The following is a 25,035-nucleotide window of genomic DNA, read 5'->3' as shown; positions in this document are numbered from 1 at the left end:
AGTTTACTTTGTTCCTAACCCGAATGAGGGGTAGAACAAAGTGCACACCTCCTGTAAGGTTAAAATTCGTTAGATGATATAATGATAATTTATTTACAAGAAAAAAACAAATGGTTTTACATGAATTTTGTATGCTGCATAAAAAAACTGGTGGATGGACAAAGAACGGACAAATACTCGAGCATAGTGTTGACTGGAACAACATAAAGTAAGATGCCAGCGTGCTGAACGTGGCATCTTACTTAAACAGACATATGGCAGTTCCATTCGTCGTTCAGTTGAACATCGGAAAGACATAGTTCAGCAAGAACCAGAGGAAACCGAAGAATATGATGATGTAGGCGGCGTATTTGATGAAGGTTGCGCCTACTAAACTGTTATCGGTTTTTTCTTCGCTTTTCACTTCAATTTGTTTCTTTTCCTCCATTGTAAACATCCCCAGTCCAGTTGAATTTATTGCTTTTTGAATACCCATTCTTTGTGGAATTAAACAATTTGTCTAAATTGTATTGACAGATGGAAAAAGGTAGTGGTACTGTATAATTATTCGAAAAACGAAATAGTGAGGAGGCGTGCAAAATGAAAAAGAATGTATGTGCTACACAATTCAATAATTTTTGCGTGCCGACTGTTCTTACTGCATAAATTCATTTTATGGGAACGGCACGTATTGCCGTTCTTTTATACTGAGCACACGCTTATGTTAAGGGCGTGTGCTTTTTCGTTTTTAATGACATGAAAGGCCGGTGTTTTCACGCTTTGCGTGTAACATATAAAAAATGAGGAAAGGAGTGCTGAACATGAACAACATTATTCAGCAACGGAAACTATACCAACAGGAGTCTCTAGAAAGTGATTAGCTAATGTTCAAGGAAGAAGGTTGAAAGCATGTTTTCTGTTTTATTTAAATTAAAGTGGTTTTTTAAAGAAAATCGTAAACGGTATACGATTGCACTTGTTTTGCTAATGTTCGCAAACATTCTTGTCATTTTACCGCCATGGCTAATTGGTAAGGCAATCGATGCAATTCATACACAAACGATGACGGCGAATACATTAGCCATTTTCATTGGTGCGATGTTTCTCATTATGTTTGTGGCGTACATTGGAAATTTTGTTTGGCAATATCAATTGTTTGGCGGCGCCTATGTAATTGAACGGCAATTGCGGACGCGGTTAATGCGCCATTTTTTGAAGATGACCCCGACGTTTTATGAGAAGAACAAGACGGGAGATTTAATGGCTCGATCGACAAATGATTTACGGGCCATTTCAGAGACTGCGGGATTTGGTATTATGACGCTTGTCGATTCGACTGTCTATCTAGGGACACTGATTGTTACGATGGGATTTGTCGTCTCTTGGAAATTGACGTTGGCGGCGATTATTCCATTGCCGATTTTAGCATTCATTTTACAAGTATTAGGGAAGAAAATTCACGAGCGGTATATGACGGCACAGCAAGCGTTCGGGGATTTGAACGATAATGTCCTTGAAGCGGTGGCGGGTGTTCGTGTCGTTCGTGCGTATGTACAAGAACGTGCTTCTGAACAGCGTTTTGCTGAGATGACAGAAGATGTGTACAAGAAAAATATGCACGTTGAAAAGATCGATGCACTGTTTATGCCGTTCTCAAAAGTATTAACGGCGCTGACGTACATGGTTGGTCTAGGGTACGGGGCATTTTTAGTATCGACTGGGGAAATTACACTCGGAAATCTTGTGACGTTTAACGTTTACCTCGGTATGATTGTTTGGCCAATGTTTGCAATCGGTGAGCTAATCAACGTGTTACAGCGCGGGAACGCTTCGTTAGATCGTGTCATGGAGACGTTGAATTATGAAGAGGACGTGAAAGACCCTGAAAATCCGCAAGCAATTGATAAGCCTGAGAGTGTCGGGTTTGCGGATGTTAGCTTCACGTATCCGATGTCCCATGCGGTGAACTTGGATCGCATTGATTTGTCGTTGCAACGTGGGCAGACATTAGGGATTGTCGGCAAAACGGGAAGTGGGAAAACGACTTTCGTGAAGCAATTGTTACGGGAATACCCTGCTGGCGATGGGGACATTGCATTCTCGGATATTTCTCTTCATTCATTGAAGAAAGATCAGGTTCGTGACTGGATTGGCTATGTCCCTCAAGATCATGTCCTGTTCTCACGTTCTGTACGGGACAATATTTTGTTTGGACGTCCTGAAGCAACGGAGGATGATATCGCTGAATCCATTCGCTTGTCACATTTCGAGAAAGACTTGCAAATGCTCCCAGCCGGGTTAGACACACTTGTGGGGGAAAAAGGGGTTGCCCTTTCAGGTGGACAGAAGCAACGGATTTCCATTGCACGTGCACTCGTGAAAAATCCTGAAATCCTTATTTTGGATGACTCGCTTTCTGCTGTCGATGCAAAGACGGAAGCGAAGATCATCGAGAATATCCAATCGGAACGGTCAGGTAAAACGACAATCATTACAACGCATCGTCTCTCTGCGATTCAACATGCGGATTGGATCATTGTGCTGGATGATGGACGTGTTATTGAAGAAGGACGACATGAAGACTTGCTAGCGAACAACGGTTGGTACAAAGAGCAATTCGACCGCCAGCAGATTGGAGGGGTTGAATAATGGGGACAGGAAAACGTCTGTTGGATTATGCATTACAATATAAGAAACTACTTGCGACCGGTTTGGTTTTATTAACATTTGCGGTCGGAGCGGATTTGATGGGGCCACTCATTGCAAAACGGATTATCGATAATCATATTGCGACTTCAATTGATCAATCCATTAACTTCACACCCATTGCAAAATTACTAGCCGTCTTTTTCGGGTTAGCAGTTGTAACGGCAATTTTACGGTATTTCCAATATTTATTGCTCCAAAATGCAGCCAATCGGATTATCCAGAAAATGCGTAACGAATTATACGGGCATATCCAAACATTGCCGATTCGCTACTTTGATAATTTACCGGCTGGTAAAGTCGTCGCGCGGATTACGAACGACACGGAGGCAATCCGTAATTTGTATGTAACGGTCGTATCGCAATTTGCGATTAGTGGAATGTATATGCTCGGAATTTTCATTGCTTTATTCTACTTGGACCCGAAAATGGGCGCTATTACATTGTTCGTCTTACCTGTTTTGTATGTGTGGATGAAGTTATATAGAAGGTTTGCGTCGAAGGTGAATCATATTATCCGTAGTAAAAACAGTGAGATGAATGCGATGATCAATGAGTCGATTAACGGCATGACGATCATTCAGGCATTCCGTCGTGAAAAGCAGATGGACGGCGAATTTAATGCGTTGAACGAAGAGCATTATACGTATCAAAGTAAGTTATTGAAAGTAGAAGCGGCGACGTCCCATAACCTTGTGGACATTATTCGGTCACTCGCTTTCGTATTTCTGATCTGGTACTTCGGTGGGGCGTCACTTAATGCTGAAAGTGTCGTATCGGTCGGTATGCTCTACGCGTTCGTCGATTACATTACACGTTTATTCAATCCGATTACAGGTGTCGTCAATCAGTTTGCACGGTTGGAGCATTCACTTGTTGCGGCAGAGCGTGTATTCGATTTGATGGACCGTCAAGGCGAACCGGTAAGTGATGATAAAATTGTAAGATACCGAGGGAATGTGCGGTTCGAAGATGTTTGGTTTGCGTATAAGGATGAAGAGTATGTACTAAAAGATATTTCATTCGAAGCGAAACAAGGCGAAACGATTGCCCTTGTTGGTCATACGGGATCAGGGAAAAGCTCAATCATGAATTTGTTGTTCCGCTTTTATGACGTGTCCAAAGGGAAAATTACAATTGACGGAATGAACATCGGGGATCTATCTCGTCAGACAATCCGTGATCATATGGGCATCGTCTTGCAAGACCCGTATTTATTCAGCGGAACGGTTGAGTCGAATATTAGTTTAGGAGATGTACGGATTTCACGGGAGAAGGTCCAACAAGCATTGGATGCTGTTGGTGGCGAACGTGTGTTAAAGCATCTGCCAGGCGGTATTGACGAACCGGTTGTTGAGAAGGGGAGTACGCTTTCTTCAGGGCAGCGACAACTCATTTCATTCGCACGTGCATTGGCATTTGATCCGGCAATATTAATATTGGATGAAGCGACGTCCAACATCGATACCGAGACAGAAGAAATCATTCAGCATGCGATGGATGTGTTGAAAAAAGGGCGGACGACGTTCATTATCGCGCACCGTTTGTCCACCATTAAAAATGCAGACAAAATTTTAGTGTTGGACCGTGGCGAAATTGTGGAACAAGGGAATCACGATGAATTGCTACAGCTAGATGGACAATATGCTCAAATGTATAAACTACAGGCGGGGAATAACTCGAATGTAGGATAAGGTAGAAGCGGCTTGGAAAGTATTCTTTCTGAGCCGTTTTCTTTTGTGAAAATTTACAAGGAGTCGTTCTTTCTAAGTGGATATGATAGGATGAATAGTAGGATAATGAATCGGAAATTGGAGGTGACGTACGAATGAACGAGGAAATTGCTTTGTCGATTTTAGCTGAAGTGAAAGGGTTGAAATCAGAGTTAAATGGTGTCAAACAAGAAATGCACGGGTTTAGGACAGAGTTGAACGGTGTCAAACAAGAAATGCAAGGATTTAGGACAGAGTTGAACGGTGTCAAACAAGAAATGCAAGGATTTAGGACAGAGTTGAACGATGTCAAACAAGAAATGCACGGGTTTAGGACAGAGTTGAATGGTGTCAAGCTAGAAATTGAAGGTGTTAAAAGAGAACAGCAACTTACAAATGAACGGTTAGTGACAATTGAGGCTCAACAACAGCTCATTTATGAACAAACAGCACACTTAACAGATTTTCGATCGGAGACGCTGGCTCGGATGGAACAGCTTGCGACGAAAGAAGATTTGCGGTTTTTTGATTTGAAAATCGGCCAACATGAACGTGCAATTTTTACAATTCAGCATCGTAGCTAAGTAGAGATAGGTGAGGTAAATGAATAGATGATCTGATTGAAGTCACTAAAATCGTAGAGACTTCTTTTTTGTTTCTTGAAATAGTTTGAAAAATGCATTGCATAATAGTTCAGCGACCCGTATATTTAGTGTATCGAAATAGTAGTGTACGGAAAGTTGGAGAATTGAATGAAATGGTTCATTGAGTGGAAAAGACAAGTAACCGCCTTCAATCGGAATGTAAAGTTGTTCATGCTAGGAAACGTGCTTGTTCAAATTGGCATGGGTGTTTTCATGGTCATGTACAATTTGTACATTCGGGAGTTAGGGATGCCGGAAACAGTGAATGGAAAAGTCATTTCCATGACCGCATTGGCGTTGGCAATCATTCTTGTGCCAGCAGGTTTTGTCAGTGATCGACTGGGGCGTAAGTGGCTCATTTTTGGTGGAACATTGTTAACTGCGGGGACATTGTTCTATCGAAGCATCGCGGTGATGGAAACGCCGATTGTCGTCGCTGCGTTACTGACGGGTTTATTCATGGCATTTGTTCAAGTGTCAGGCATTCCGTTCTTAGCTGAAAACTCCACACCCGGTGAACGCGTGCATCTGTTTAGTATCAATTTTGCGATTGTAACCGTTGCAAACGTCGTTGGCAGTTTGTCTGGCGGGATGATTGCAGATTTGTTGGAAACTGCTCTAGCCCTTTCAACCGTAGAAGCAATCCGGTCGTCGTTGCTTATCGGCGCAAGTATCTTCACAATTGGATTAATTCCTTTCTTCCGCTTACAAGAGAAGCCGACTGAACCTGTGAAAACAAAACGGATTGAGGGTGTATCAACAGGTGAGGACAGTCTGAAACGGAACCTTCTTGTCATCTTCCATTTTTCCTTTGCCAGTCTATTGATCGGCTTTGGTTCTGGCTTGGTCGTACCGTATTTGAATTTGTATTTTGCGAACCGTTTTGGGGCGTCCAACAGTTATATCGGCTTCGTTTTATCACTGGGCTCAGCAATGACAGCAGTGGCGGTTATGATTGGCCCTGCGTTGTCGAGGCGGGTGGGGAAAGTGAAAGCACTCATCCTGTTTCAATTGCTGTCTATCCCTTTCCTTTTATTGACCGCTTATTCAACTTCGCTTTGGCTTGCTTCGTTAGGGTTTCTGTTGAGGCAGGCGTTAATGAATGCCGGAGGTCCCTTGCAAAGTGCAGTGGCAATGGAAGTTGTATCGGATAAATACAAAGGGCTGGCAAATTCAATGAACCAAACCGTCTTTAACATTGGCTGGGCGACGATGGGTCCAGTTGCGACAGGATTAGTCGTTGCACAAGGGAGTTATTGGGGGTATGCGTATGCATTCACAATTACAGCTGCTTTGTACGTTATTTCTTCGCTGTATTACTATTTCATCTTCGGTAGAAGGAAACTGCAAGATGAATGAAAACCGCGTCGTGTCTAGTACATAGGCTAGACGCGACGCGGTTTCGTTGTTCATTGACCTCTATTATACTGCGTTTCTTTCCAAGCGTTCTGCTCGTTCGGGACGCGGCTTTTATCCTCAAACACATTCTCGGTTTTTTGGTTCTCAATCTTCATCTGGTCTTTCTCTTTTTTCAATTGTTCAGGTGTTTTTTCTTTATCCACACGAATCGCCTCCTTCATATCGGAGCTTAGTATATGCGTAAAAGCACCTTTCATTCATATACGTGGAAAGTCATGAGTTCGTGAATCATTTTTTTGACATTTTCTTCATCAGAAGGCACATCACTTGTCCACTTTATCGTACCGTCGGGCATATACTCCCCTGTGAAGCGTTCTTGTTGATAAAAAAACGAAAACGTCCATCCAGGTAAATTGCCCCCTGCAAACATTGGCGTAAAACGAAAATGCTGTAACATTGACCTGCTCCTTTCATATGACAGTCCTTGCGCGCATAAGGTGAATAAAACATGCGAAAGGGTGCTGACGTGTTTGTCGATCAATTAAAACAAGCGATTCAGAACGAATACAAAGACTATCACTTTTACAAGTCCATGTATGAACAGACAAAAGACCCGCTTTGGCGTGATTTCATCCAACATATGATTGAAGATGAAAAGAGCCATTATGAAATGTTCCAACAACTCTATTATATGTTGACGGGGACCTTTGTTCAAAACCCGAAGAAGCCGATTCCATGCTACAATTTCAAAGAATGCGTAAAGCAAGCATTAGTGGATGAGCTTGAAGCGGTAGAAATGTACAAAGAAATGTTGTTGACGATTCCGATTCAACAAGCATACAATCCGCTCTTCATCGCAATGCATGATGAAATGGAGCATGCAATTCGGATGTCGACGATTTACAATTCATTAAGATGAAGCTAAACACGAGACCATCTACTTAGATGCTCCCGTGTTTTTTTTGGATATTTTTTCAGCAAGATAGTGGGCAGCTTCTAGCATTCTCGGGCCATACCAAAACATTTCACCGTCGACGAGTTCAATTTGAACGTCTGGAAGAAAAGCGTTGAATTCCGGGATATGTTTTTCCGTGTAAGGAAATGGTTCCGAAGCGAGCAGTAACACATCCAGATTCGCTTGTTGAAAGTCTTCGATTGTGACAGCAGGATACCTGCCTTCGTGTTGGACGAAGGGATTGGTGAACCCGAGTCTGTCAAGCAACGATTGAATGTACGTATCTTTTCCGACGACCATATATGGCTTGCGCCAAATGACATACGCTGCCCGTTTTCCAGCTCCCAACGGCAACTTCTCAAAAGCATTGCGTGTAGATTGAATAAGTGAAGTTGCGGCGTTTTCTCGGTCCGTCAATTCACCCATTTCCTCGATCATCGCATACGCTTCCTCAATCGTTTGCACTTCTGCGACATACACAGGGAAGTATTGTTCAAGTTCTTCAACGATTTCTTTCGTATTTTCCTCTTTTTCTACGATAATTAAATCAGGTGCAACTTCTTGAATGGCGGCTAGCTTCACATTTTTTGTTCCGCCGACAACAGGGACTTCTTCAACTTTCCCTTTCGGATAAATACAATACTTCGTTCGGCCGACAATTTCTTGTTCAAGGTTAAGCGCAAAAAGTGTATCTGTGATGCCGGGGCATAACGAAACGATTCGTTTAGGTGGATACGTATACGTGACAGTTCGTCCTACGTGGTCGACTACTGTTTTATTCAAAATAGATTTACTTCCCTTCTATGAAAAAACGCTGCACTTCCTTCGTCACCAGTTCAGGGACTTTTAGTGAAAGTGGCTCTGCATGTAAATAGTTAAACACATTGCAGTCACTCGATTCAAGCATACCAACTGTCATGCGAGGGAGCAGGCGTAGATGAACGGTTTCAGCTTCGCTCGCTTGAATCGGGATACAGAGCGCAAGGTTAAAACTTCCGATTCCGACAGCAGTGAAATACGTGAAGAAACGAAGGAGACTGTCGGCTAAATCTTCATAATCCTCATCCGTAAGATGCTGAAGAGAAGCAGCTTTCGTCATGCCGATGAAATCCATATGACTTTTCGGTGCATATGCATGAACCCAACGAATTGTGCCTGTTTCTCCTATCCAACGTTCCCCGAGAGACTGTTCTTTTTCCGCAAGTGCCAAATAGTAGTTTTCACCGTTTTTCGTATAATACTCTTTGCTTTTTTCCGTAATGACTGCTTGATAATTCGTCGGTTGTTCGGAAGCAAGGACATGGAGATGCGGGTGAACGATACTGCCGCCAGATGGGGGCATATAATTCCAGTTGACGGACACATATTTTGTTTGCGGATCAAACTCTACAATGTTTTCAATGTATTGATGAGCAGCTTTACATGCATTGGTTATCAAGTCTTCTGTAAATTGTTCAAGCGTTACATAATGCTGATCGGTCATCCGGACAACAGCATTATGTTTGCTATATGGAAACAAATTCGGGAAAACGACCGCTTGATCGTGAATGAAACGCCCGCCTTCAACGAGTTCATCCGGAAAACGAGGGGTGCTGGTCAATACATTTGGCGTGCAAAACGGACACTTCTCGCCTTCTGTCAATTTTGCGAGCTCTGCATAGTCCTTTGGTACAAAGGGTGCACCCATATCATAAATAATGCGTGACGACTCGCCCGTTAACGGATCAAACCGGATTTCCGTCTTCCGGTCAATCAGTTCGCCATTTTGTAAAGGGTCATGAAAGGTGAAAAATTCTTCGTGTGAATGGAATGAAATGGTCAATTTCCTAGTCCTCCTTTAGACAGTCTAACTAAAATGGATCTCAACTTGTCCTTTCCCATGCGCAACAGTTACAACACCCAATGCACCATTTACAAATGTAATTTGCGGCGGTACATGTCCTACATCAGCATCATAAATAATTGGCAAACCTGTCAACTCTTGAATTCTTTCCATCGAATCAAAAACAGTAAAACCTTTAACTTCTTGACCAGCAGGGGAGCGTCCAAATACGATTCCAGCCGCATTGGCAAACCAGCCAGCGTAGTGTAATTGAAGAAGTGAACGATGGAAATCAGTACTGTTCAGTTCACAATTCTCTAGGTACCAAATAATTGGCTCATCGTTCCCATAATTCTTTTGGAATGAAGCGACGTCCCCATAGGGCGTGCCTACTAAGTGACGAATTGTATCGATACAACCTCCTAAAAAACGGCCTTTCATGTGAACCGTATCCTCACCAATTACCTTCCACTTTGTATCGGTATTCAGTTTGTACACATAAGGATCGTTCGGAGCGTCATGTTGCCATTGGGATTGGTATTTCGTAGAGGACGTTTGGTAAATAGTCGCGCCAGGAGCAGCATGAAGTACGTCCAAAAACTTACTTGCGACGGGTTCCCATTCGTCACTTCTCATTTCGACTAAATTGGGTCCATGTGCAGTAGCAATCCCAGTTTTAATCGTAAGGGCGAATAACAAAGTACTTGAATCCGAGTAACCTAGGAGCCATTTCGGTTCAACTTCATCCCAATCCAAAAGAGGGAGGATTTCCATCAGCAGTTCCCCACCCCAAGGAGGGATGATTGCTGCAATCGATGGATCTTTAAGCATTGCCATAAGTTCGGCCGCACGCACCTCTTTAGAAGCTGAAGCTGCTTTCTGTTGAGTCCAAACTGTATCACCAACTTCTACAGAGTATCCACGATTTTCGAACTGCTGTTTAGCATCATGAACTAACTGATGGAGGGCTTCATCTACGCCAGAAGATGGTGCAGTTACACCAATCGTATTTTCTTTTTGCAATGGTTTTGGATAGCGAATCAATACAAACACTCCTTTTTCGTATGTAGAATATGGTAAGATAATTGTATAGTAGTTTACCAATAATTCTTGAAACTGTCACGACTATTTGAAAAGGATGATTGAAATGAGGAGTGCTGTGAAACGATTTGTCCTGTGGATAGGCTGCATGTCCATCTTTCTGATGGGGTGCGCAAATAGCGAAACAAATGCAAGCTACTTAATACCTGAAGCGTACACAGGCTATGCAATTGCAGTTTACAATGTGAAAAATGCGCCGCCCCTCACATACGAAAAAGGATTCGCGGTACATACAATGAATGAGGATGGATACTTTGCCACATCACAACCAGATATGCAATACGGGACTGTGACAGATCAATATTTTTACGTGGATCAAGCAGGAAACCGTACCCCGATCGATCCAACGTGCATTCATACCTTTGGAACAGGCGGCCTACAATCAGATAAGGTAAATCTTTTGTATACAGGCATTGAGGTGACGGATAACTGCTTGGAGGCATTCGCTCATAGCAGTGAGAACTTTGATGATACGCAGTTAAGGACGATAATGAATAAAGTGACGAAGCAGTATTATGATGTTGAAGCTTATCCGTAAAGTACAAATCGCATTTACTAATGAATGATCTTTTGGTTGAGCAATGTTGTGAGTACGCATATGACTAACGTTTCGGATAAAGAGCAAAACGAAAACAGAGACAGGGGAAAATAGGGATGATTAAATCAGCGACATTATATACAAATCAGTTGAAAGCACTCAAGCGTTTTTATGGGAACTTGCTGGAGCTGGATATTACAGAATCGACTACTGAACAATTCACAGTCAGAGTCGGGGCATCATATCTGACATTCAAACAAACAGAGCAACCTGCATTTTATCACTTTGCCATTAACATTCCAGGCAACCAATTTTCCATGATGAAATATTGGATGCAAGATCGCGTGACATTTAACCGGGAAGAGGGAAGAGACGAAGTATATTTCCCAAGTTTCGATGCGGACTCGATGTATTTTGAAGACCCAGCGGGCAATATCGTAGAATTAATCGGGCGAAGAAAACGGGATTTATTTGGTGATTTAACGAAGGAATCATTTTTAAGCTTAAGTGAAGTTGGCGTCGTGACACCGTACGTCGCGGAAGTAGGAGACGAGTTGCAAGATGTTGGGATTCCGCTTCGTAGCGGAACGGAAGTAGATCCAGATGAGTTGAACTTTCTAGGGCGTAACGACACATTTATCGTCCTCGTTCCACCAGGGCGTCGGTGGTATTTTTCCAAAAAGACTTCTGAGACGTTCCCATTGGCGTTCACATGGAATGATACACACATACAAATCGGTGAAGACGGAAAGTGTACATGTGGTGAAGAAGGATGAATTGTTGAAGGTGACGTGGTGCACACGTCACTTTTTCTTTTGGATTCGTTTGAATCGCGATGATCAGTAGACGAAGTATTTGGAGCGTGCCCGCATGACTAGGAAAAGTGGGGCGGTTTTCTAACGGTTGTGCATTGCATTAAAAAGTTGCCTGCTTAACGCGACATAGAGGGTTCGCATCACAACGTATCCCGTTCGTATCACAACGTAAAGGCTGCGCATCACAACGTACCGAGGTCGAATCACAACGCTCGCGTCGCATCACAACATAACCCGTTCGTATCACAACGTAAAGGCTGCGCATCGCAACGTATCGGGTTCGTATCACAACGTAACCCGTTCGTATCACAATGTAAAGGCTGCGCATCGCAACGTATCGGGTTCGTATCACAACGTTCGCGTCGCATTACAACATAACCCGTTCGTATCACAACGTAAAGGCTGCGCATCGCAACGTATCGGGTTCGTATCACAACGTTCGCGTCGCATCAAAACATAACCCGTTCGTATCACAACGTAAAGGCTGCGCATCGCAACGTATCGGGTTCGTATCACAATGCTCGCGTCGCATCACAACATAACCCGTTCGTATCACAACGTAAAGGCTGCGCATCGCAACGTATCGGGGTCGCATCACAATGCTCGCGTCGCATCACAACATAACCCGTTCGCATCACAACGTAACGGCTGCGCATCGCAACGTATCGGGTTCGTATCACAACGTTCGCGTCGCATCACAACATAACCCGTTCGTATCACAACGTAAAGGCTTCGCATCACAACGTATCGGGTTCGTATCACAACGTTCGCGTCGCATCACAACATATCCCGTTCGTATCACAACGTAAAGGCTGCGCATCGCAACGTATCGGGGTCGCATCACAATGCTCGCGTCGCATCACAACGTAACCCGTTCGTATCACAACGTAAAGGCTTCGCATCGCAACGTATCGGGGTCGCATCACAATGCTCGCGTCGGAACACAACATAACCCGTTCGTATCACAACGCTCGCTTCACAAAACTCTCCATTTAACTCATGCACATAACCTTTCAAACAAAAAACCGGCTATATCGTAATAGCCGGCTACTTTTTGATAGATGAAATCTATCTTTAACCTTTATTCATGAGGAAACAAAGGTAATTTCTCCAAGAAGAGTATGTCGTCACGTTCTGCTGCATCGCCTTCGGCTAATATAGCCGCTTTTGCTATGACGTGAGCACCAGCTGCTTCAACCAATTCGCCTAATGCACGGAGCGATTCGCCTGTACTGATAACGTCATCGACTAATGCAACCCGTTTGCCTTTCATGAAATCAGCGTCTTTGCGGTCGAGGCATAGGACTTGTTCTTTTTGTGTCGTAATGGATACGACTTCATTCACAAGAGGATCTTCCATGTAAGGTTTGACCGTTTTACGGGCGACGACGTAGCGTGGCATGTCGAGCTGCTTTGAGAGATCATATATGAGTGGAATTCCTTTCGCTTCTGCAGTTACAAGTACATCCACTTCAGGTAGTTTCGCTGCTAACAACGGTGCAGCTTTACGCACCACTTCTGTATCGCCTAAAATGACGAAACTTGCAATGCTCAATGCATCAGAAATTGGGAGTATTGGTAACTCCCTTTCAATCCCAGCTAGTTGTAATGTATATGTTTTCAACTGTTACCCCTCCAATTAAAATCCGAATACGGTCATAAGAAATTGAACGATGATTCCCGCTAACATGCCTAAGAATGGATCTGTAATCGCCGTGACGATCATTGTCACGCCACCAACTATTCCGTTGCCAGCTCCTTCACCAGTTAACGCAGAAATTGCGTTGCCAGGCAATGTGACAATCGCGCCTAAAACGAAAAGGAATCCAGCGATTGAAGCACTTGGCACAAACTTTCCAATCTTAGGAAGAAGTTTTGCAAATAAAATGATTGCCATCAAGACCATCATTAATACACCAGACCAAACGGCGTGTGGTGCACTTGCTGTTGCAGAAATGACGATTTCAACGGGTGCTCCACCAAAAAAGGAAGAAGCCATATCTGCCAAACTACTAATAACCGTTAACGTATCAACGTTTACATCAGTGTTTGCGATTTCCCCATTTATTTTACCGAAGGCAATATTTGCTCCGATATTTAAACAAACCATCGCTAGCGCACCTCTAATGACAGAAGGGTTTACGACAAGTTTTTGTCTAAACATGCCCTCTTTCATAAGATGGTTAGCGGGATTTGTCACATCTTTTTTCTTTATGAAGGTGTAAACGATACTTGAAAGAAGTACAGAAGCAGTAATTGTATAAACTAAATCTTTTGTTGCGAAATAGGTTACGAGTGCGCTCACCATCGATGTAATACCGATGATTCGATCATTCTTGGCCATATCCCAAGCCACTTTTGTCAGCATGATACCGACACCGGCCATCATCCCGGTTGTAATAATTGGACCAATCCAATCAATAAGGGATTCTAAAAAACCGAAAAGGCCAATCACTAATAAAATCGCCGCTCCGAAGAAAATCATCGAGAGTCGTTCGCGCATATTTTTCCCCATTGTTCCCGCTAACGTAATTGTCTCCGCTTGATAGGAAATGACTGCCACATTACTTGTTGCAGCACTCCCGACCGCACCGACAACGAAGGCCAATGCTGTTGGAACGGATGCGAACCCAAACGTCATCGCGAGCAAACCTTGGGGAAGGGCGTTTAATACCCCACTTAAAGCAGCCAAAATATCTTTCCAAATGTCCATGTTGTTCTCCTTCCATCACGCCATCTCTCTACGGAAAACAACTGGTTCGTTTGCACGGATAAATGAAAAAACACTTTTGTTCTACAAAAGCACTTTAGAAATCTGTCCGAACGACCATCCATAGTAGGGCAATTAAGGTTGCCCCGTAGAGACTCCCGAACCAAATTATCGGGATTATATGGGTGTGTCTAATGTCTTTGGCTGTTCAAAAATAACACAAATCAAACTATTGCACAATAGCACATTATTTGTAAAAAGGGTGTCATTTTCGTTTGCGCTAGCGAATGCTTTTTCCATTGAACATCGTTCTGTTATAATGAAACGGAACGAACTAGAAAAAGGTGAAGCGATTGAATTTCATATGGACATTGTTATTCATGGCAATGATTGGTGCATTAATTGGTGGTTTTACAAATCACCTTGCCATTAAGATGCTTTTTCGACCGCATGAAGCGAAGTATATTGGGAAGTGGCGGCTTCCGTTCACGCCGGGGTTAATTCCAAAACGTCGGGATGAATTGGCTGTACAACTCGGGAAGACGGTCACGAATTATTTAGTGACGCCTGATATGTTCAGAAAAAAGTTGCTGACGCCAGAAATGGAAAAGAAGGCGGAGCAATTCCTTCAACGGAAGCTTGAAGAGCATATTTTGCATTCTGACAAAACATTGAATGATTGGTTGCAAACAGCTGGTGCGACAACGTTTGCTGCAAAAACAGAAGAAAAAATCATTGACACCGTAGATGCGCAGCTGTTCAAAGTGAAGCACAAACTGACGACAGGTACGATTGAAGAAGTCGTTCCAGTGGCATGGCAAGAACAGTTGAAAAACAAAATTCCTACCGTCACATCCTATTTACTCGAACAATCGGCATCCTATGTCGATTCGTATGAAGGTAAAGTGATGTTTCAAAAGTTGATCAACGACTTTTTGGAGTCAAAAGGAACATTTGGTGGCATGCTCAATATGTTTTTCGGAGATTCCAATTCACTCGTTGAAAAAGTGCAAAAGGAAGTATTGAAATTCATTCAAGCACCTGGCACCGCGAACATGCTCACAACGTTGCTCGAAAAGGAATTTCTCAAACTGCAGCAACGACCGATGGAAGAATTGTTAGCGGATTTCAATTGGGATGGATTGTTTACGTCGATTCGAGCATATGTTAAAAAGGAATTGGCGGTTGACGTACGATTGAATAAGACGCTGCACGATTACTGGCCGGATGGTTCGATGTGGACGGCTGAAAATGTGACACCAAAGCTCGTTGAATTTGGATTCATGCAAGCGGAGAAACAATTGGATTTGTCACTGCAGAAATTGAAGCTCGATGAAATCGTTAAAGAACAAGTCGATTCATTTCCAGTCGCTGTACTGGAAGACTTAGTATTAGGTATTTCAAGACGTGAATTTAAAATGATCACCGTACTTGGCGCACTATTAGGTGGAGTCATCGGGATTGTCCAAGGATTGATCGTCTTTTTTACACTATAATATAGGGGGAATTAATAATGACCGTAAACATTTATGATGACTTGAACAGATTGGAAGCGACGTTCCGTAAAACGAACGAATTTGCAGAAGTGACAACAGCGATTGAAGCTGTTAAAGCTGATGAGCAAGCGTTGGAATTGTTCAAGAGCTTCCGTCAAATCCAAATGACGTTGCAAGAAAAACAAATGCGTGGCGAAGAAATTGCACCGGAAGAATTGGAGTATGCTCAGAAAACGGCTCAATTAGCGCAACAAAACGAAAAAATTATGGAAATGCTTCAAGCGGAAATGAAACTAAGTGGCTTGCTAGAAGAAGTAAACCGCGTTCTCATGAAACCTGTCCAAGATTTGTATGAAACGATGTAATGAATAAAAAGAAAAACAGAAAAAATGCATGATGGCAAATTCGCCGTCATGCATTTTTCTGTTTGTACGATGTTTCTTATTATTTCAAAGTTCTTCTATTACATTTGTGATAACGCATGTGCAGATGCACTGATTTCCTCAGAGCTTTCTTGGAAAGACTTGATGGACGTGAAAATCTTCTCAACGTCCTTATGTAGTTGAGCGTTGCGCGTTTGCAACTTCGACATCGAGTCGACGATTGAAGCAAACGAATTACTGGAAAGTACAATTTGCTTATGTTCTTCATCAATTAACGTCTGTAACGCACCGACTTCTTTTACAATCGTTGTCGTTTTGGAATCCGTTTCTTCTAAAATCATCCCGATTTCCTCAACAGAAGCTTTCGTATTCGCAGCAAGTTTTCCTACCTCTCCAGCTACGACGGCAAATCCTTTTCCGTGTTCACCCGCACGCGCCGCTTCAATGGACGCATTCAATGACAACAGGTTCGTCTGGTTTGCAATATCGGTAACAATTTGCGCGATGGATGCGATTTTTACAGTCAATGTACGTAGTTCTTCAGCGCGTACACGGATGGAATCCATGTTCGACTGGATTTCAATACTTTGTCCTTCTGTCTTTTGCAATGCAGTGCGTTCCATTTCGGAAGCGGTAGTGATTTCATCTGCTAACACCGTATTTTCATCCGCCAAATGATGGAGGTTATCAAGCACTTCTGTCATCTGCTGCACTTCAGTCGTTGTCTTGTCGATGACTTCATACAGGACAGAAGAACTTTGTTGGATCTCGTCCATTAAGGCCGTTTTCTTTTCATTTTCATCCACAAGTTTTTGTTCATGCGCTTGCTCATATACTTCTAACACGAGTTGTTGTTCAAAGTTTAAGATTTTGGAAATGCAGTGGATGGCGGTCACTTTGTCATTCCCCGCTAAGTCGGATTGTTCAATAATGGTAAAGAAGCTGTTCAGTAAGTCTTGAAATGCAGCTAAATACCATTTAGGCTCAAGACCAATTCTGGCATGGATAACCGCGATTTTATGACGTGTTTGTACATAATCATTGTCGATTTTCCCGTTAAACATTTCAGAGATGTGCTTTTCAAGTGTAATGCGCAGTCGCTCAACGCTACTATTGTTTGCAATGATGGTTTTGAGCGCTACTTCGTTTTCGAGATTTGCGTAAAATTTTGATACAATAGTGGACGCATTCTCTTTGACATACGGAATGAGAATACGTAAAACAGCTAAGTCGATTTCACGGATATTACTCATGCACAGTTGAGATTGTATATCTGCATCTAAGTCTTGGGAAATATGCACATGTTGTAATTCATGTTGTGCCTGTTCGAGTAGTGATGACGATACGGTTGTTTTTTTCTTTGTGAATAAAGCCAATGAAGTTCCCCCTAGAAAGTTGTAAAATGAAAACAATGATAAATGAAAGTTGGAGCGTACATGCAAAAGATTATCCTATCAAAACCATTTGAACAAGACTGGATTCGAATGTTCACACATCTTGCCAACCTTTTCTTTGAAGAGACAAAGATCAGTTTCGATGCGGAAGAGGATGGCATCTATGTTGATGTACATGTAGAGCAAGATTCGAACAACCGATTTTCAGGAAGTGCCCAGCTTAGACAGAACGACAAAGCGTATTGGGCATCGTTTGAAGAGCAAGTCGAAATGAACGTCACTGAAAAAGAAAGAGCTCGTCAGTTGAAGCGGGTGTATTCCCACGTATTTTTAGATGTACTGGAACAACTTACGGGCACAACGCAGTCTTGGGGAATACTGACAGGAATACGTCCGATGAAGCTCTACCATAAGTATCGTCAACTTGGACATAATTGTGAAGAGGTTAAAAAGATTTTAATGGAAAACCATCGGATTGCTGAGGAAAAATGTACACTTTTAGAACAGATTGAGAAAGTACAGATACAGGCCATCCCTGATTTACACGCTATTAAAGATGAAGTGAGTATTTACATTGGTATTCCTTTCTGTCCAACGAAGTGTGCGTATTGTACGTTTCCTGCGTATGCCATTCATCGGAAAAACGGTCGTGTCGAGTCGTTTTTGGATGGCCTTCATGAAGAAATCCGTGAAATTGGCAAATGGTTGACGCAAAGGGATAAAAAGATTACGACGATCTATTTTGGGGGTGGGACGCCGACTTCTATTGAAGCGGATGAAATGGACGCTCTTTATCAAACGATGTATAACTCATTTCCATATATGGACGAAGTGCGTGAAATAACGGTTGAAGCAGGACGTCCGGATACGATTACACCTGCGAAAATTGACGTATTAAAAAAGTGGGGCATTGATCGGATCAGTGTCAATCCACAATCCTATACGGATGAAACGTTGAAAGCGATCGGTCGGCACCATTCTGTGCAAGAGACGATCGACAAGTTCTGGTTGTCGCGCAATATGGGCATGAACAACATTAATATGGACCTGATTATTGGCTTACCGAATGAAGGCGTAGAAGAGTTCCAACATTCATTGACAGAAACTGAGAAAATGCAACCGGAATCTTTGACTGTGCATACATTATCCTTTAAACGTGCGTCCGAAATGACGAGGAACAAAGAGAAGTATAAAGTGGCGGACCGGGAAACAGTGGAACGGATGATGCAATTGGGGGAACAATGGACGAAGGAAAATGGCTATGTTCCATACTATTTGTATCGCCAGAAGAACATTCTCGGTAACTTGGAAAATGTTGGGTATGCAAAACCAGGCGAAGAGAGCCTTTATAATATTATCATTATGGAGGAAGTCCAAACGATCATTGGTATTGGGTGTGGTGCTTCGAGTAAGTTCATGGACCCAGTGACAGAGAAAATCACTCAATTCCAAAATCCAAAAGATCCTGCAGCGTACATTTTGACGTTTGAAGATTATATTGACAAGAAAATTGAACACCTTGAACGCATTTTCCCTGAGAAGGTCACAGTTGAGCTGGATCGCTGATGGGCACGAAATCGTAACCGACAAGCAGTTCGCCGCTTAACCGGTTACGATTTTCTTTTTGACGGAAAGAAGGAGTTCCACAACATACCTCGAATATGTACTAATGAATGGTTATTCATTATTGGAGGGATGGAGCATGTTTACGACAATTGAACTAACAAAAGAGGGGCGTTTAGCGCGTTTAGTACTTAATCGACCTGAAGCGATGAATGCGATGGACGATCGGATGATGAAGGAGTTAGCGGATGCTTTTGAAGCTTTGCACAATGATGAGGAAGTCCAGGTGCTCATTATTGAAGGGGCAGGAAGGGCTTTCTCAGCAGGCGGAGATATTAAAAAGATGGTAGACCCGGATTCGCCGATGGACATCGCGAGTGTAATGGTCGATGTATCACGTTTGGCGAAAGCGCTCTATTCGTTACCGCAAATTACGATTGCATCGATTCATGGGGCTGCGGCAGGATTAGGTTGCAGTGTTGCACTTGGCTGTGATGTCATTGTTGCGGAAGAATCGAGCAAATTGGCAATGAATTTCATTGGCATCGGGTTAGTGCCTGACGGGGCAGGACACTTCTTCTTAAAAGAACGCGTCGGCATCAATACGGCAAAACAGCTCATTTGGTCCGGTGAAGTGATGGCGGCTGAAAAAGCGAAAGCGCTTGCGTTGGTTGATGAAATCGTTCCGGACGGACAAGCTTCGGGTGCATCGACTGCACTTGCGCAAAAGTTTCTCAACGCGCCAATCGCAGCCATGCTAGCGTCGAAAAACATATTACACGCACAAAAGATGGATGAATTAGAGAAAGTAGTAGCAATGGAAAGTGAGCAACAAGTACGTATGCGTCAAACGGAAGATCATTTGGAAGGCATTCAAGCGTTCATACAAAAACGCAAACCACAATTTAAAGGGAAATAAACCCAGAAGCTGCCGACTCGTCAAATCGGCAGCTTTTCGTATATAGTAATTTTGAATACATTGAGGTTTAACGTCTATACATAACGGTTATGTAAAGATACGGGATTAGAACCTAGGGGGGGACTTAGATGGACTTTGTAATTGCTAACAAAGAAATTAACGACTATTTTCAAGGAAATAAACAATGCTTTGAAGCCGAATTGTTATCGCAAGCTGTCACGGTAAAAGACAAAATAACCGAGATTTTAGAAGTGGGTAATATTGATTTGATCAATAACGCTCACAAATTGGTCAATTGTGTGCTTGAAGGGAAAGGCGAAGAGTTGCAAGATTTCGCAAAGCAGGAAGGGATTTTATGGGCGACGCATGCATTGACGCTGTCGTTTAAGTTGGAATGGGTGCAAGCAATTAGGCGGACACTTTGGATTTTTATTGAACGCTATTTACATGAAAAACAATTGGACATCAATTTTTTTACACTTGAAAAACACATTAATAATCATATCGACCAATTCCTCAATGCGTTCTTCATCAACTACTCTACCTATAAAGATGCATTGCTAAAAGCACAGAGAGAGTTGGTTGAAGATTTGTCTGTACCAATCATTCCGATTACACCGACTGTCTGCATTTTGCCGATTATTGGTGAAGTGGATTATTTCAGGGCGAAAGTGATGGAAGAAAAGGTTCTGATGGAAGTGAGTAGGCTACATATTCAAACGTTGCTCATTGACTTATCTGGTATTGCTGAAATGGAAGAGGAAGTTGTCGACCAACTCATGAAAATAATTGACGGGGCTGCGATGATGGGCTGTAATACGGTCATAACTGGTTTACGACCAGATGTCGTCCGCAGTGTCATCAAACTAGGCGTTCGTTTTGATACAAATACGAAAACCGTAGGCTCCTTGCAACAAGCATTGAAGCTGTATTTGAAGTAAAAGAAAAGGACTCAATCCGCTTAGGAATTGAGTCCTTTTGTTTTGTATTTATCAGCTGTATCACGCCAAGAGAAGTACCCTTTTTCAACAGCGAGAATCAGTAATTCAGCCGTTGCGATATTAGTTGCAAGTGGAATGCCGTATACGTCACATAGACGAAGCAATGCACTGACATCCGGTTCATGCGGTTGTGCAGTCAATGGATCGCGGAAAAATAAAATTAAATCCAATTCACCTGTCGCGATCATCGAACCGATCTGTTGGTCACCGCCGAGTGGACCAGACATCATCCGGTGTACGGTTAGCCCAGTTTCATTCATGATAAGTTTGCCGGTCGTTCCTGTCGCAAAAAGGTTGTAATTTGCAAAGATATGTTTATACGCAATGGCGAAGTTCACCATTTCCTCTTTCTTCTGATCATGTGCAATTAGTGCAATATTCAAAGGAGCACCTCCAACTGTAGCTTTCAGCTTTAGTGTACCATTGCACGAGACGAACAGCCAAACAGAAAGATTATTCAGGAATCTATCAAATTAGACATGGAACAAAAGGAGTTTTCCTGCTGGTGAGGCTAAACGATGTGTTTGGTCGAGTAGATTTTGTTCTTCTAACAACGTCCTGCCCTTTTCTTTTGCTGCATCATCCGTTTCAGCGGTGAATGTCTCTTCCGTTAGTAATTTCCCCGTTTTTTCATATGCGGTTAACTTGTACGTTCTCATGTTGTTCATCCTCCCATCCTTTTTATTAGTATACTACGAATGTTCATAGAATGAATAGTAATTCATTTAAATGAAATATGACTTTCGTATGTAAAGTTTCCTTGACAATATGCATATAGTAAAGTAACCTTTACGTAAAGCGACCTTTACAAAAGAAAGGGGGAGCATGTCACTGGACAATTTAATACGGGAAAAGCGGACGGCGATGGGGCTGACCCAAGATGATTTAGCAGAGAAGTTGGAAGTTTCAAGGCAGACGATCATCTCGTTGGAAAAAGGCCGATACAATCCGTCTTTACTGTTAGCGTTTAAAATTGCAAAGTTGTTTAATTGCCAAATCGAAGAGATTTTTAATCCGGAGGAGGAGTGAAGATGTACGAAGGGTTTGATTTCTGGACATTTATGGCCGGATTGCCACTTGGATTGGCCATTTGGGGTGTCGTCTATTATTTTGTCAGGAAAAAAGGGAAGAAGGAGCGCTTGTTTGATGAACGGTATAAAAACATTCATCGACAAGCGAGGGCTTTTTCATGGATGGTCATGACGGGTGCAATCTTAATTGCTTGGATTATTGTCATGGTTGTAGAGGGTGCAAAATTAGCGTTCTTCATCATGACTGCGTTATGGGTCATTCATATGATGTCGTGGCTAGTGGGCGCGGTGATTGCGAATAGGGAACATTAAGGGAAAGGGGGAAGTTTATGATTCCCACAATGGAAAGTATTGCAGGATTTATTACAGGATTTGGTGTTGTTTCTTTAATCGCATTTATTTATTTTAAAAATGGCAATAAACACCGTCGTTTCGATGAAAGATACAAGGAGATTCATACAAAAGCTAGAACGATATCGTGGTCGATCACGCTCATTGTTCTTGTATGTATGTGGTTGGGGGCATTGCTAATAGAAGGACCTAAGCTTGCATTTTTCCTAGCGGTATTTGCATATGCTGTCATGCTAATTTCGTATGGGGTTAGTGTCCTTGTATTCAGTAAAAGAATGTAACTGAAACCATTCACATAGTTGTTCGTACTGTACAAAATGGAAACAGGAAAGGGGAAATATTGTGCTACAAATTGAACAAGTAACGAAAAGATTTGGGGATTTTACAGCTGTTGATCAGCTATCGCTCTCAGTTGAACAAGGAACGATGTATGGGTTCCTTGGAGCGAATGGAGCTGGCAAAACGACAACTTTTAGAATGATCTTAGGGTTATTGAATGCAAATGAAGGTCGGATTTCGTGGAATGGCAAGTCGATTTCTTATGCAACGAGTCCTGAAATCGGCTACTTGCCGGAAGAACGGGGTTTGTATCCGAAAATGAAAGTGGATGAACAGCTGCTGTTCCTTGGTGAGCTACGTGGGATGCGTAAAGCGGATGCCAAAAAGGCCATTCAGTATTGGCTTGACCGCTTTGAAGTGCCCCACTATGTGAATAAAAAAGTGGAGGAGCTGTCTAAAGGGAATCAGCAAAAAATCCAAGTGATTGCTGCGTTGATGCATGATCCGAAGCTCATCATCCTCGACGAACCATTTTCAGGACTCGATCCGGTCAACGTGGAAATGTTAAAACGTGCAATTATCGACTCGAGAAACAATGGAGCGACGATATTATTTTCTAGCCATCGGATGGATCACGTGGAAGAACTGTGTGAACAACTGAGTATTATTCATCGAGGAAAACAAATTGTCAGTGGTTCATTACGGGATGTGAAGCGATCTTTCGGTCGACAAAATGTGCGGATTCGGTCGGATTATGATTTGACGGCGCTCGATCAAGTACAAGGCGTACTGAACGTGAATCATTCGATTGAAGGGGCAGTATTTCAAATTGAAGATGAAGCCGTCGCTGCGGAACTGTTAACAGCAGCGTTACAAGCGGGGCCGATTCGTCATTTTGAAATCGAAGAGCCTTCTTTACAAGACATCTTCATTGCAAAGGTGGGGAAAGAGCATGCGTGAGTTTTGGATTGTTTTCAAGCACGCCTTTTTATCAAAAGCGAAGGCGAAATCGTTTTACATTACAACGGCAATCATGGTGGCGGCAATCTTTTTATTTGCAAACTTCTCGAAAATCATTGATACGGTGCAAACGATAACAGGTGGGGACGAAACCGAAAATCGTCTCTATGTAGTCGACGAAAGCGGGGAGCTTGTCGGAAAGTTGCAAGCGCAATTGGAAGTTGTCGGCAGTGACCTGAAAGTTGAACAAGCTGAAGACGCAGAGCAAGTACTGATGGAGAAAGTGACCTCAGAAGAAATTGACGCTTTTCTGACTGTGTCTGTGGATGAGCAGAACACGATTCAAGCGACCTATACAACGATGGGTTTACTAGATTTCTCAATGCCGCAACGCATTCAGGAAGCGCTACAATCGATTCAGACTGAAATGAAGGCTGAACAATTGTCATTGACGGGCGAACAAGTTCAAACACTCTTTACGCCTATCCAGTTTGAACAGAAAAATGTGTCTCCTTCGGCTAAGTCTGAAGAAGAGTTAAATCAGGCGAGAGTGCTCGTATATGTGCTCATGTTTGTGATTTACTTCTCTGTCATTATGTATTCAAGTATGATAGCGATGGATGTCGCGACGGAAAAATCGTCAAGGGTGATGGAAATTCTCATTTCAAGTGTGTCACCTGTGAAGCATATGTTTGCGAAGGTGCTGGGCATCGGTTCACTCGGCATCGTGCAGATTGTCATTTATGGGATCGCTGGTTTCATCGCGCTACGGACGTCTGCAACCGAAGTGCCGGGTGGTGTATCTGATTTCTTCAGTTTGTCAGACATAAATGGAATGACGTTAGCGTATGCGGCGATATTCTTTCTATTAGGCTATTTCTTGTACGCAACACTTGCTGCATTACTCGGTTCATTAGTAAGCCGTACGGAAGATGTGCAACAGATGATTATGCCGATGACGTTACTCATTGTCGCTGCATTTTTAATTGCTGCAACAGGGCTAGGTAATCCGGAAATAGGTTATTTGAAATATGCTTCTTACTTCCCGTTTTTCGCTCCACTCGTTATGTTTCTGCGCGTTGGTATGCTCGATTTGCCAATGTGGGAACCGTTGCTTTCCATTGCGATTATGGTAGCGACAATTTTCTTATTAGGATGGTTCGGTGCGCGCGTGTACCGCGGTGGTGTGTTAATGTATGGCCCATCCCGTTCCTTAAAAGATCTAAAAAAAGCAATTCAATTAGGGAAAGAATAAAAGACGACCACTTCATCATTGGTTTCATTAATGATGAAGTGGTTTTCTTCTATTTCCTTACC

Annotated in this window: 28 protein-coding genes and 1 riboswitch; of the genes, 17 read left to right on the top strand and 11 right to left on the bottom strand. The window is 42.7% G+C overall.

Annotated features, from left to right (window positions below):
• Nucleotides 1-274 precede the first annotated feature (274 nt).
• Nucleotides 275-427 (bottom strand): hypothetical protein, encoded by a 153-nt coding sequence (locus tag QT711_RS17225; protein WP_317946329.1) that lies wholly within the window; start codon nucleotides 425-427, stop codon nucleotides 275-277.
• A gap of 461 nt (nucleotides 428-888) precedes the next feature.
• Between QT711_RS17225 and QT711_RS17220 the strand changes: the two genes are divergently transcribed.
• From QT711_RS17220 to QT711_RS17205, 4 genes are all read left to right on the top strand, one after another.
• Nucleotides 889-2,628: an ABC transporter ATP-binding protein gene (locus QT711_RS17220; protein WP_317946328.1), complete on the top strand. Its 1,740-nt coding sequence runs from the start codon at nucleotides 889-891 to the stop codon at nucleotides 2,626-2,628.
• Nucleotides 2,628-4,379 carry an ABC transporter ATP-binding protein gene (locus QT711_RS17215; RefSeq protein ID WP_317946326.1) on the top strand — a complete coding sequence of 584 codons (1,752 nt, stop codon included), beginning with the start codon at nucleotides 2,628-2,630 and terminating at the stop codon, nucleotides 4,377-4,379. The genes QT711_RS17220 and QT711_RS17215 overlap by 1 nt, the downstream gene beginning before the upstream one ends.
• Before the next feature lie 134 nt (nucleotides 4,380-4,513).
• Nucleotides 4,514-4,981, top strand: coding sequence for a hypothetical protein (locus QT711_RS17210; RefSeq protein WP_317946324.1), 468 nt, complete (start codon nucleotides 4,514-4,516; stop codon nucleotides 4,979-4,981).
• Nucleotides 4,982-5,149: 168 nt separating this feature from the next.
• A complete protein-coding gene (locus QT711_RS17205; protein ID WP_317946322.1) occupies nucleotides 5,150-6,400 on the top strand; it encodes an MFS transporter in 1,251 nt (416 codons plus the stop codon).
• A gap of 50 nt (nucleotides 6,401-6,450) precedes the next feature.
• On the opposite strand, the gene QT711_RS17200 is transcribed toward QT711_RS17205, so the two are convergent.
• Together QT711_RS17200 and QT711_RS17195 are read right to left on the bottom strand one after the other, a co-directional pair.
• On the bottom strand, nucleotides 6,451-6,603 hold the full coding sequence (locus tag QT711_RS17200) for a hypothetical protein (RefSeq protein WP_317946320.1): 153 nt from the start codon (nucleotides 6,601-6,603) through the stop codon (nucleotides 6,451-6,453).
• Between the two features lie 50 nt (nucleotides 6,604-6,653).
• The gene (locus QT711_RS17195) at nucleotides 6,654-6,857 is read right to left on the bottom strand and encodes a YheE family protein (protein WP_317946318.1); all 204 of its coding nucleotides are present in this window, start codon (nucleotides 6,855-6,857) and stop codon (nucleotides 6,654-6,656) included.
• Between the two features lie 51 nt (nucleotides 6,858-6,908).
• Between QT711_RS17195 and QT711_RS17190 the strand changes: the two genes are divergently transcribed.
• Entirely contained in the window at nucleotides 6,909-7,319 is a 411-nt protein-coding gene (locus QT711_RS17190; RefSeq protein WP_317946316.1) for a ferritin-like domain-containing protein, read from the top strand.
• A gap of 18 nt (nucleotides 7,320-7,337) precedes the next feature.
• Here QT711_RS17190 and QT711_RS17185 read toward each other — a convergent pair whose 3' ends face one another.
• From QT711_RS17185 to QT711_RS17175, 3 genes are read right to left on the bottom strand one after another with little or no spacing between them, the layout of a single operon-like run.
• Complete coding sequence (locus QT711_RS17185; protein WP_317946315.1) at nucleotides 7,338-8,138, bottom strand: ABC transporter substrate-binding protein; 801 nt, start codon at nucleotides 8,136-8,138, stop codon at nucleotides 7,338-7,340.
• A 7-nt stretch (nucleotides 8,139-8,145) separates the two neighbouring features.
• Nucleotides 8,146-9,177, bottom strand: a complete 1,032-nt coding sequence (locus QT711_RS17180; RefSeq protein WP_317946313.1) for a hypothetical protein — start codon at nucleotides 9,175-9,177, stop codon at nucleotides 8,146-8,148.
• A 24-nt stretch (nucleotides 9,178-9,201) separates the two neighbouring features.
• Nucleotides 9,202-10,230: a S66 family peptidase gene (locus QT711_RS17175; protein ID WP_317946311.1), complete on the bottom strand. Its 1,029-nt coding sequence runs from the start codon at nucleotides 10,228-10,230 to the stop codon at nucleotides 9,202-9,204.
• Nucleotides 10,231-10,324: 94 nt separating this feature from the next.
• Here QT711_RS17175 and QT711_RS17170 point away from each other — a divergent pair, with 94 nt between their 5' ends.
• Entirely contained in the window at nucleotides 10,325-10,816 is a 492-nt protein-coding gene (locus tag QT711_RS17170; RefSeq protein WP_317946309.1) for a DUF6843 domain-containing protein, read from the top strand.
• 116 nt (nucleotides 10,817-10,932) lie between these two features.
• Nucleotides 10,933-11,592 (top strand): glyoxalase, encoded by a 660-nt coding sequence (locus QT711_RS17165; RefSeq protein ID WP_317946308.1) that lies wholly within the window; start codon nucleotides 10,933-10,935, stop codon nucleotides 11,590-11,592.
• A 1,120-nt stretch (nucleotides 11,593-12,712) separates the two neighbouring features.
• Here the strand turns inward: QT711_RS17165 and QT711_RS17160 are convergent.
• Together QT711_RS17160 and QT711_RS17155 are read right to left on the bottom strand one after the other, a co-directional pair.
• Complete coding sequence (locus QT711_RS17160) at nucleotides 12,713-13,255, bottom strand: phosphoribosyltransferase family protein (protein WP_317946306.1); 543 nt, start codon at nucleotides 13,253-13,255, stop codon at nucleotides 12,713-12,715.
• Between the two features lie 15 nt (nucleotides 13,256-13,270).
• Complete coding sequence (locus tag QT711_RS17155) at nucleotides 13,271-14,344, bottom strand: NCS2 family permease (protein ID WP_317946304.1); 1,074 nt, start codon at nucleotides 14,342-14,344, stop codon at nucleotides 13,271-13,273.
• Nucleotides 14,345-14,445: 101 nt separating this feature from the next.
• A riboswitch (purine riboswitch) is annotated at nucleotides 14,446-14,546 on the bottom strand.
• A 139-nt stretch (nucleotides 14,547-14,685) separates the two neighbouring features.
• Between QT711_RS17155 and QT711_RS17150 the strand changes: the two genes are divergently transcribed.
• A complete protein-coding gene (locus QT711_RS17150; RefSeq protein ID WP_317946302.1) occupies nucleotides 14,686-15,837 on the top strand; it encodes a DUF445 domain-containing protein in 1,152 nt (383 codons plus the stop codon).
• A gap of 17 nt (nucleotides 15,838-15,854) precedes the next feature.
• Nucleotides 15,855-16,202 (top strand): YlbF family regulator, encoded by a 348-nt coding sequence (locus QT711_RS17145; protein ID WP_317946300.1) that lies wholly within the window; start codon nucleotides 15,855-15,857, stop codon nucleotides 16,200-16,202.
• 98 nt (nucleotides 16,203-16,300) lie between these two features.
• Here QT711_RS17145 and QT711_RS17140 read toward each other — a convergent pair whose 3' ends face one another.
• Nucleotides 16,301-17,596 (bottom strand): globin-coupled sensor protein, encoded by a 1,296-nt coding sequence (locus tag QT711_RS17140; protein ID WP_317946298.1) that lies wholly within the window; start codon nucleotides 17,594-17,596, stop codon nucleotides 16,301-16,303.
• Between the two features lie 60 nt (nucleotides 17,597-17,656).
• Between QT711_RS17140 and QT711_RS17135 the strand changes: the two genes are divergently transcribed.
• The 3 genes from QT711_RS17135 to QT711_RS17125 all read left to right on the top strand — a co-directional run bounded on the left by QT711_RS17135 (nucleotide 17,657) and on the right by QT711_RS17125 (nucleotide 21,037).
• Entirely contained in the window at nucleotides 17,657-19,180 is a 1,524-nt protein-coding gene (locus QT711_RS17135) for a coproporphyrinogen III oxidase (protein WP_317946347.1), read from the top strand.
• Between the two features lie 136 nt (nucleotides 19,181-19,316).
• Nucleotides 19,317-20,096, top strand: a complete 780-nt coding sequence (locus tag QT711_RS17130; RefSeq protein ID WP_317946297.1) for an enoyl-CoA hydratase — start codon at nucleotides 19,317-19,319, stop codon at nucleotides 20,094-20,096.
• Between the two features lie 128 nt (nucleotides 20,097-20,224).
• Nucleotides 20,225-21,037 carry an STAS domain-containing protein gene (locus tag QT711_RS17125; protein WP_317946296.1) on the top strand — a complete coding sequence of 271 codons (813 nt, stop codon included), beginning with the start codon at nucleotides 20,225-20,227 and terminating at the stop codon, nucleotides 21,035-21,037.
• 20 nt (nucleotides 21,038-21,057) lie between these two features.
• Here QT711_RS17125 and mgsA read toward each other — a convergent pair whose 3' ends face one another.
• Entirely contained in the window at nucleotides 21,058-21,480 is a 423-nt protein-coding gene (mgsA, locus tag QT711_RS17120) for a methylglyoxal synthase (protein ID WP_317946294.1), read from the bottom strand.
• A gap of 90 nt (nucleotides 21,481-21,570) precedes the next feature.
• Nucleotides 21,571-21,756, bottom strand: a complete 186-nt coding sequence (locus tag QT711_RS17115) for a YhzD family protein (RefSeq protein WP_317946292.1) — start codon at nucleotides 21,754-21,756, stop codon at nucleotides 21,571-21,573.
• Between the two features lie 172 nt (nucleotides 21,757-21,928).
• On the opposite strand from QT711_RS17115, the gene QT711_RS17110 reads away from it, so the two are divergent.
• The 5 genes from QT711_RS17110 to QT711_RS17090 are packed head-to-tail and all read left to right on the top strand — an operon-like array spanning nucleotide 21,929 to nucleotide 24,973.
• A complete protein-coding gene (locus tag QT711_RS17110) occupies nucleotides 21,929-22,126 on the top strand; it encodes a helix-turn-helix transcriptional regulator (RefSeq protein ID WP_317946346.1) in 198 nt (65 codons plus the stop codon).
• A gap of 2 nt (nucleotides 22,127-22,128) precedes the next feature.
• The gene (locus QT711_RS17105; RefSeq protein ID WP_317946290.1) at nucleotides 22,129-22,440 is read left to right on the top strand and encodes a hypothetical protein; all 312 of its coding nucleotides are present in this window, start codon (nucleotides 22,129-22,131) and stop codon (nucleotides 22,438-22,440) included.
• 17 nt (nucleotides 22,441-22,457) lie between these two features.
• The gene (locus QT711_RS17100; RefSeq protein ID WP_317946288.1) at nucleotides 22,458-22,760 is read left to right on the top strand and encodes a DUF3796 domain-containing protein; all 303 of its coding nucleotides are present in this window, start codon (nucleotides 22,458-22,460) and stop codon (nucleotides 22,758-22,760) included.
• Nucleotides 22,761-22,818: 58 nt separating this feature from the next.
• Nucleotides 22,819-23,718, top strand: a complete 900-nt coding sequence (locus QT711_RS17095) for an ABC transporter ATP-binding protein (protein WP_317946345.1) — start codon at nucleotides 22,819-22,821, stop codon at nucleotides 23,716-23,718.
• A complete protein-coding gene (locus QT711_RS17090; RefSeq protein WP_317946286.1) occupies nucleotides 23,711-24,973 on the top strand; it encodes an ABC transporter permease in 1,263 nt (420 codons plus the stop codon). The genes QT711_RS17095 and QT711_RS17090 overlap by 8 nt, the downstream gene beginning before the upstream one ends.
• The last annotated feature ends 62 nt before the right edge of the window (nucleotides 24,974-25,035 follow it).

Origin of the sequence: Sporosarcina saromensis, assembly GCF_033253735.1 — a bacterium.
Lineage (GTDB): Bacteria > Bacillota > Bacilli > Bacillales_A > Planococcaceae > Sporosarcina > Sporosarcina saromensis.
The sequence above is the reverse complement of the archived record's forward strand: the minus strand, read 5'-3'. Positions and strand labels throughout refer to the sequence as shown.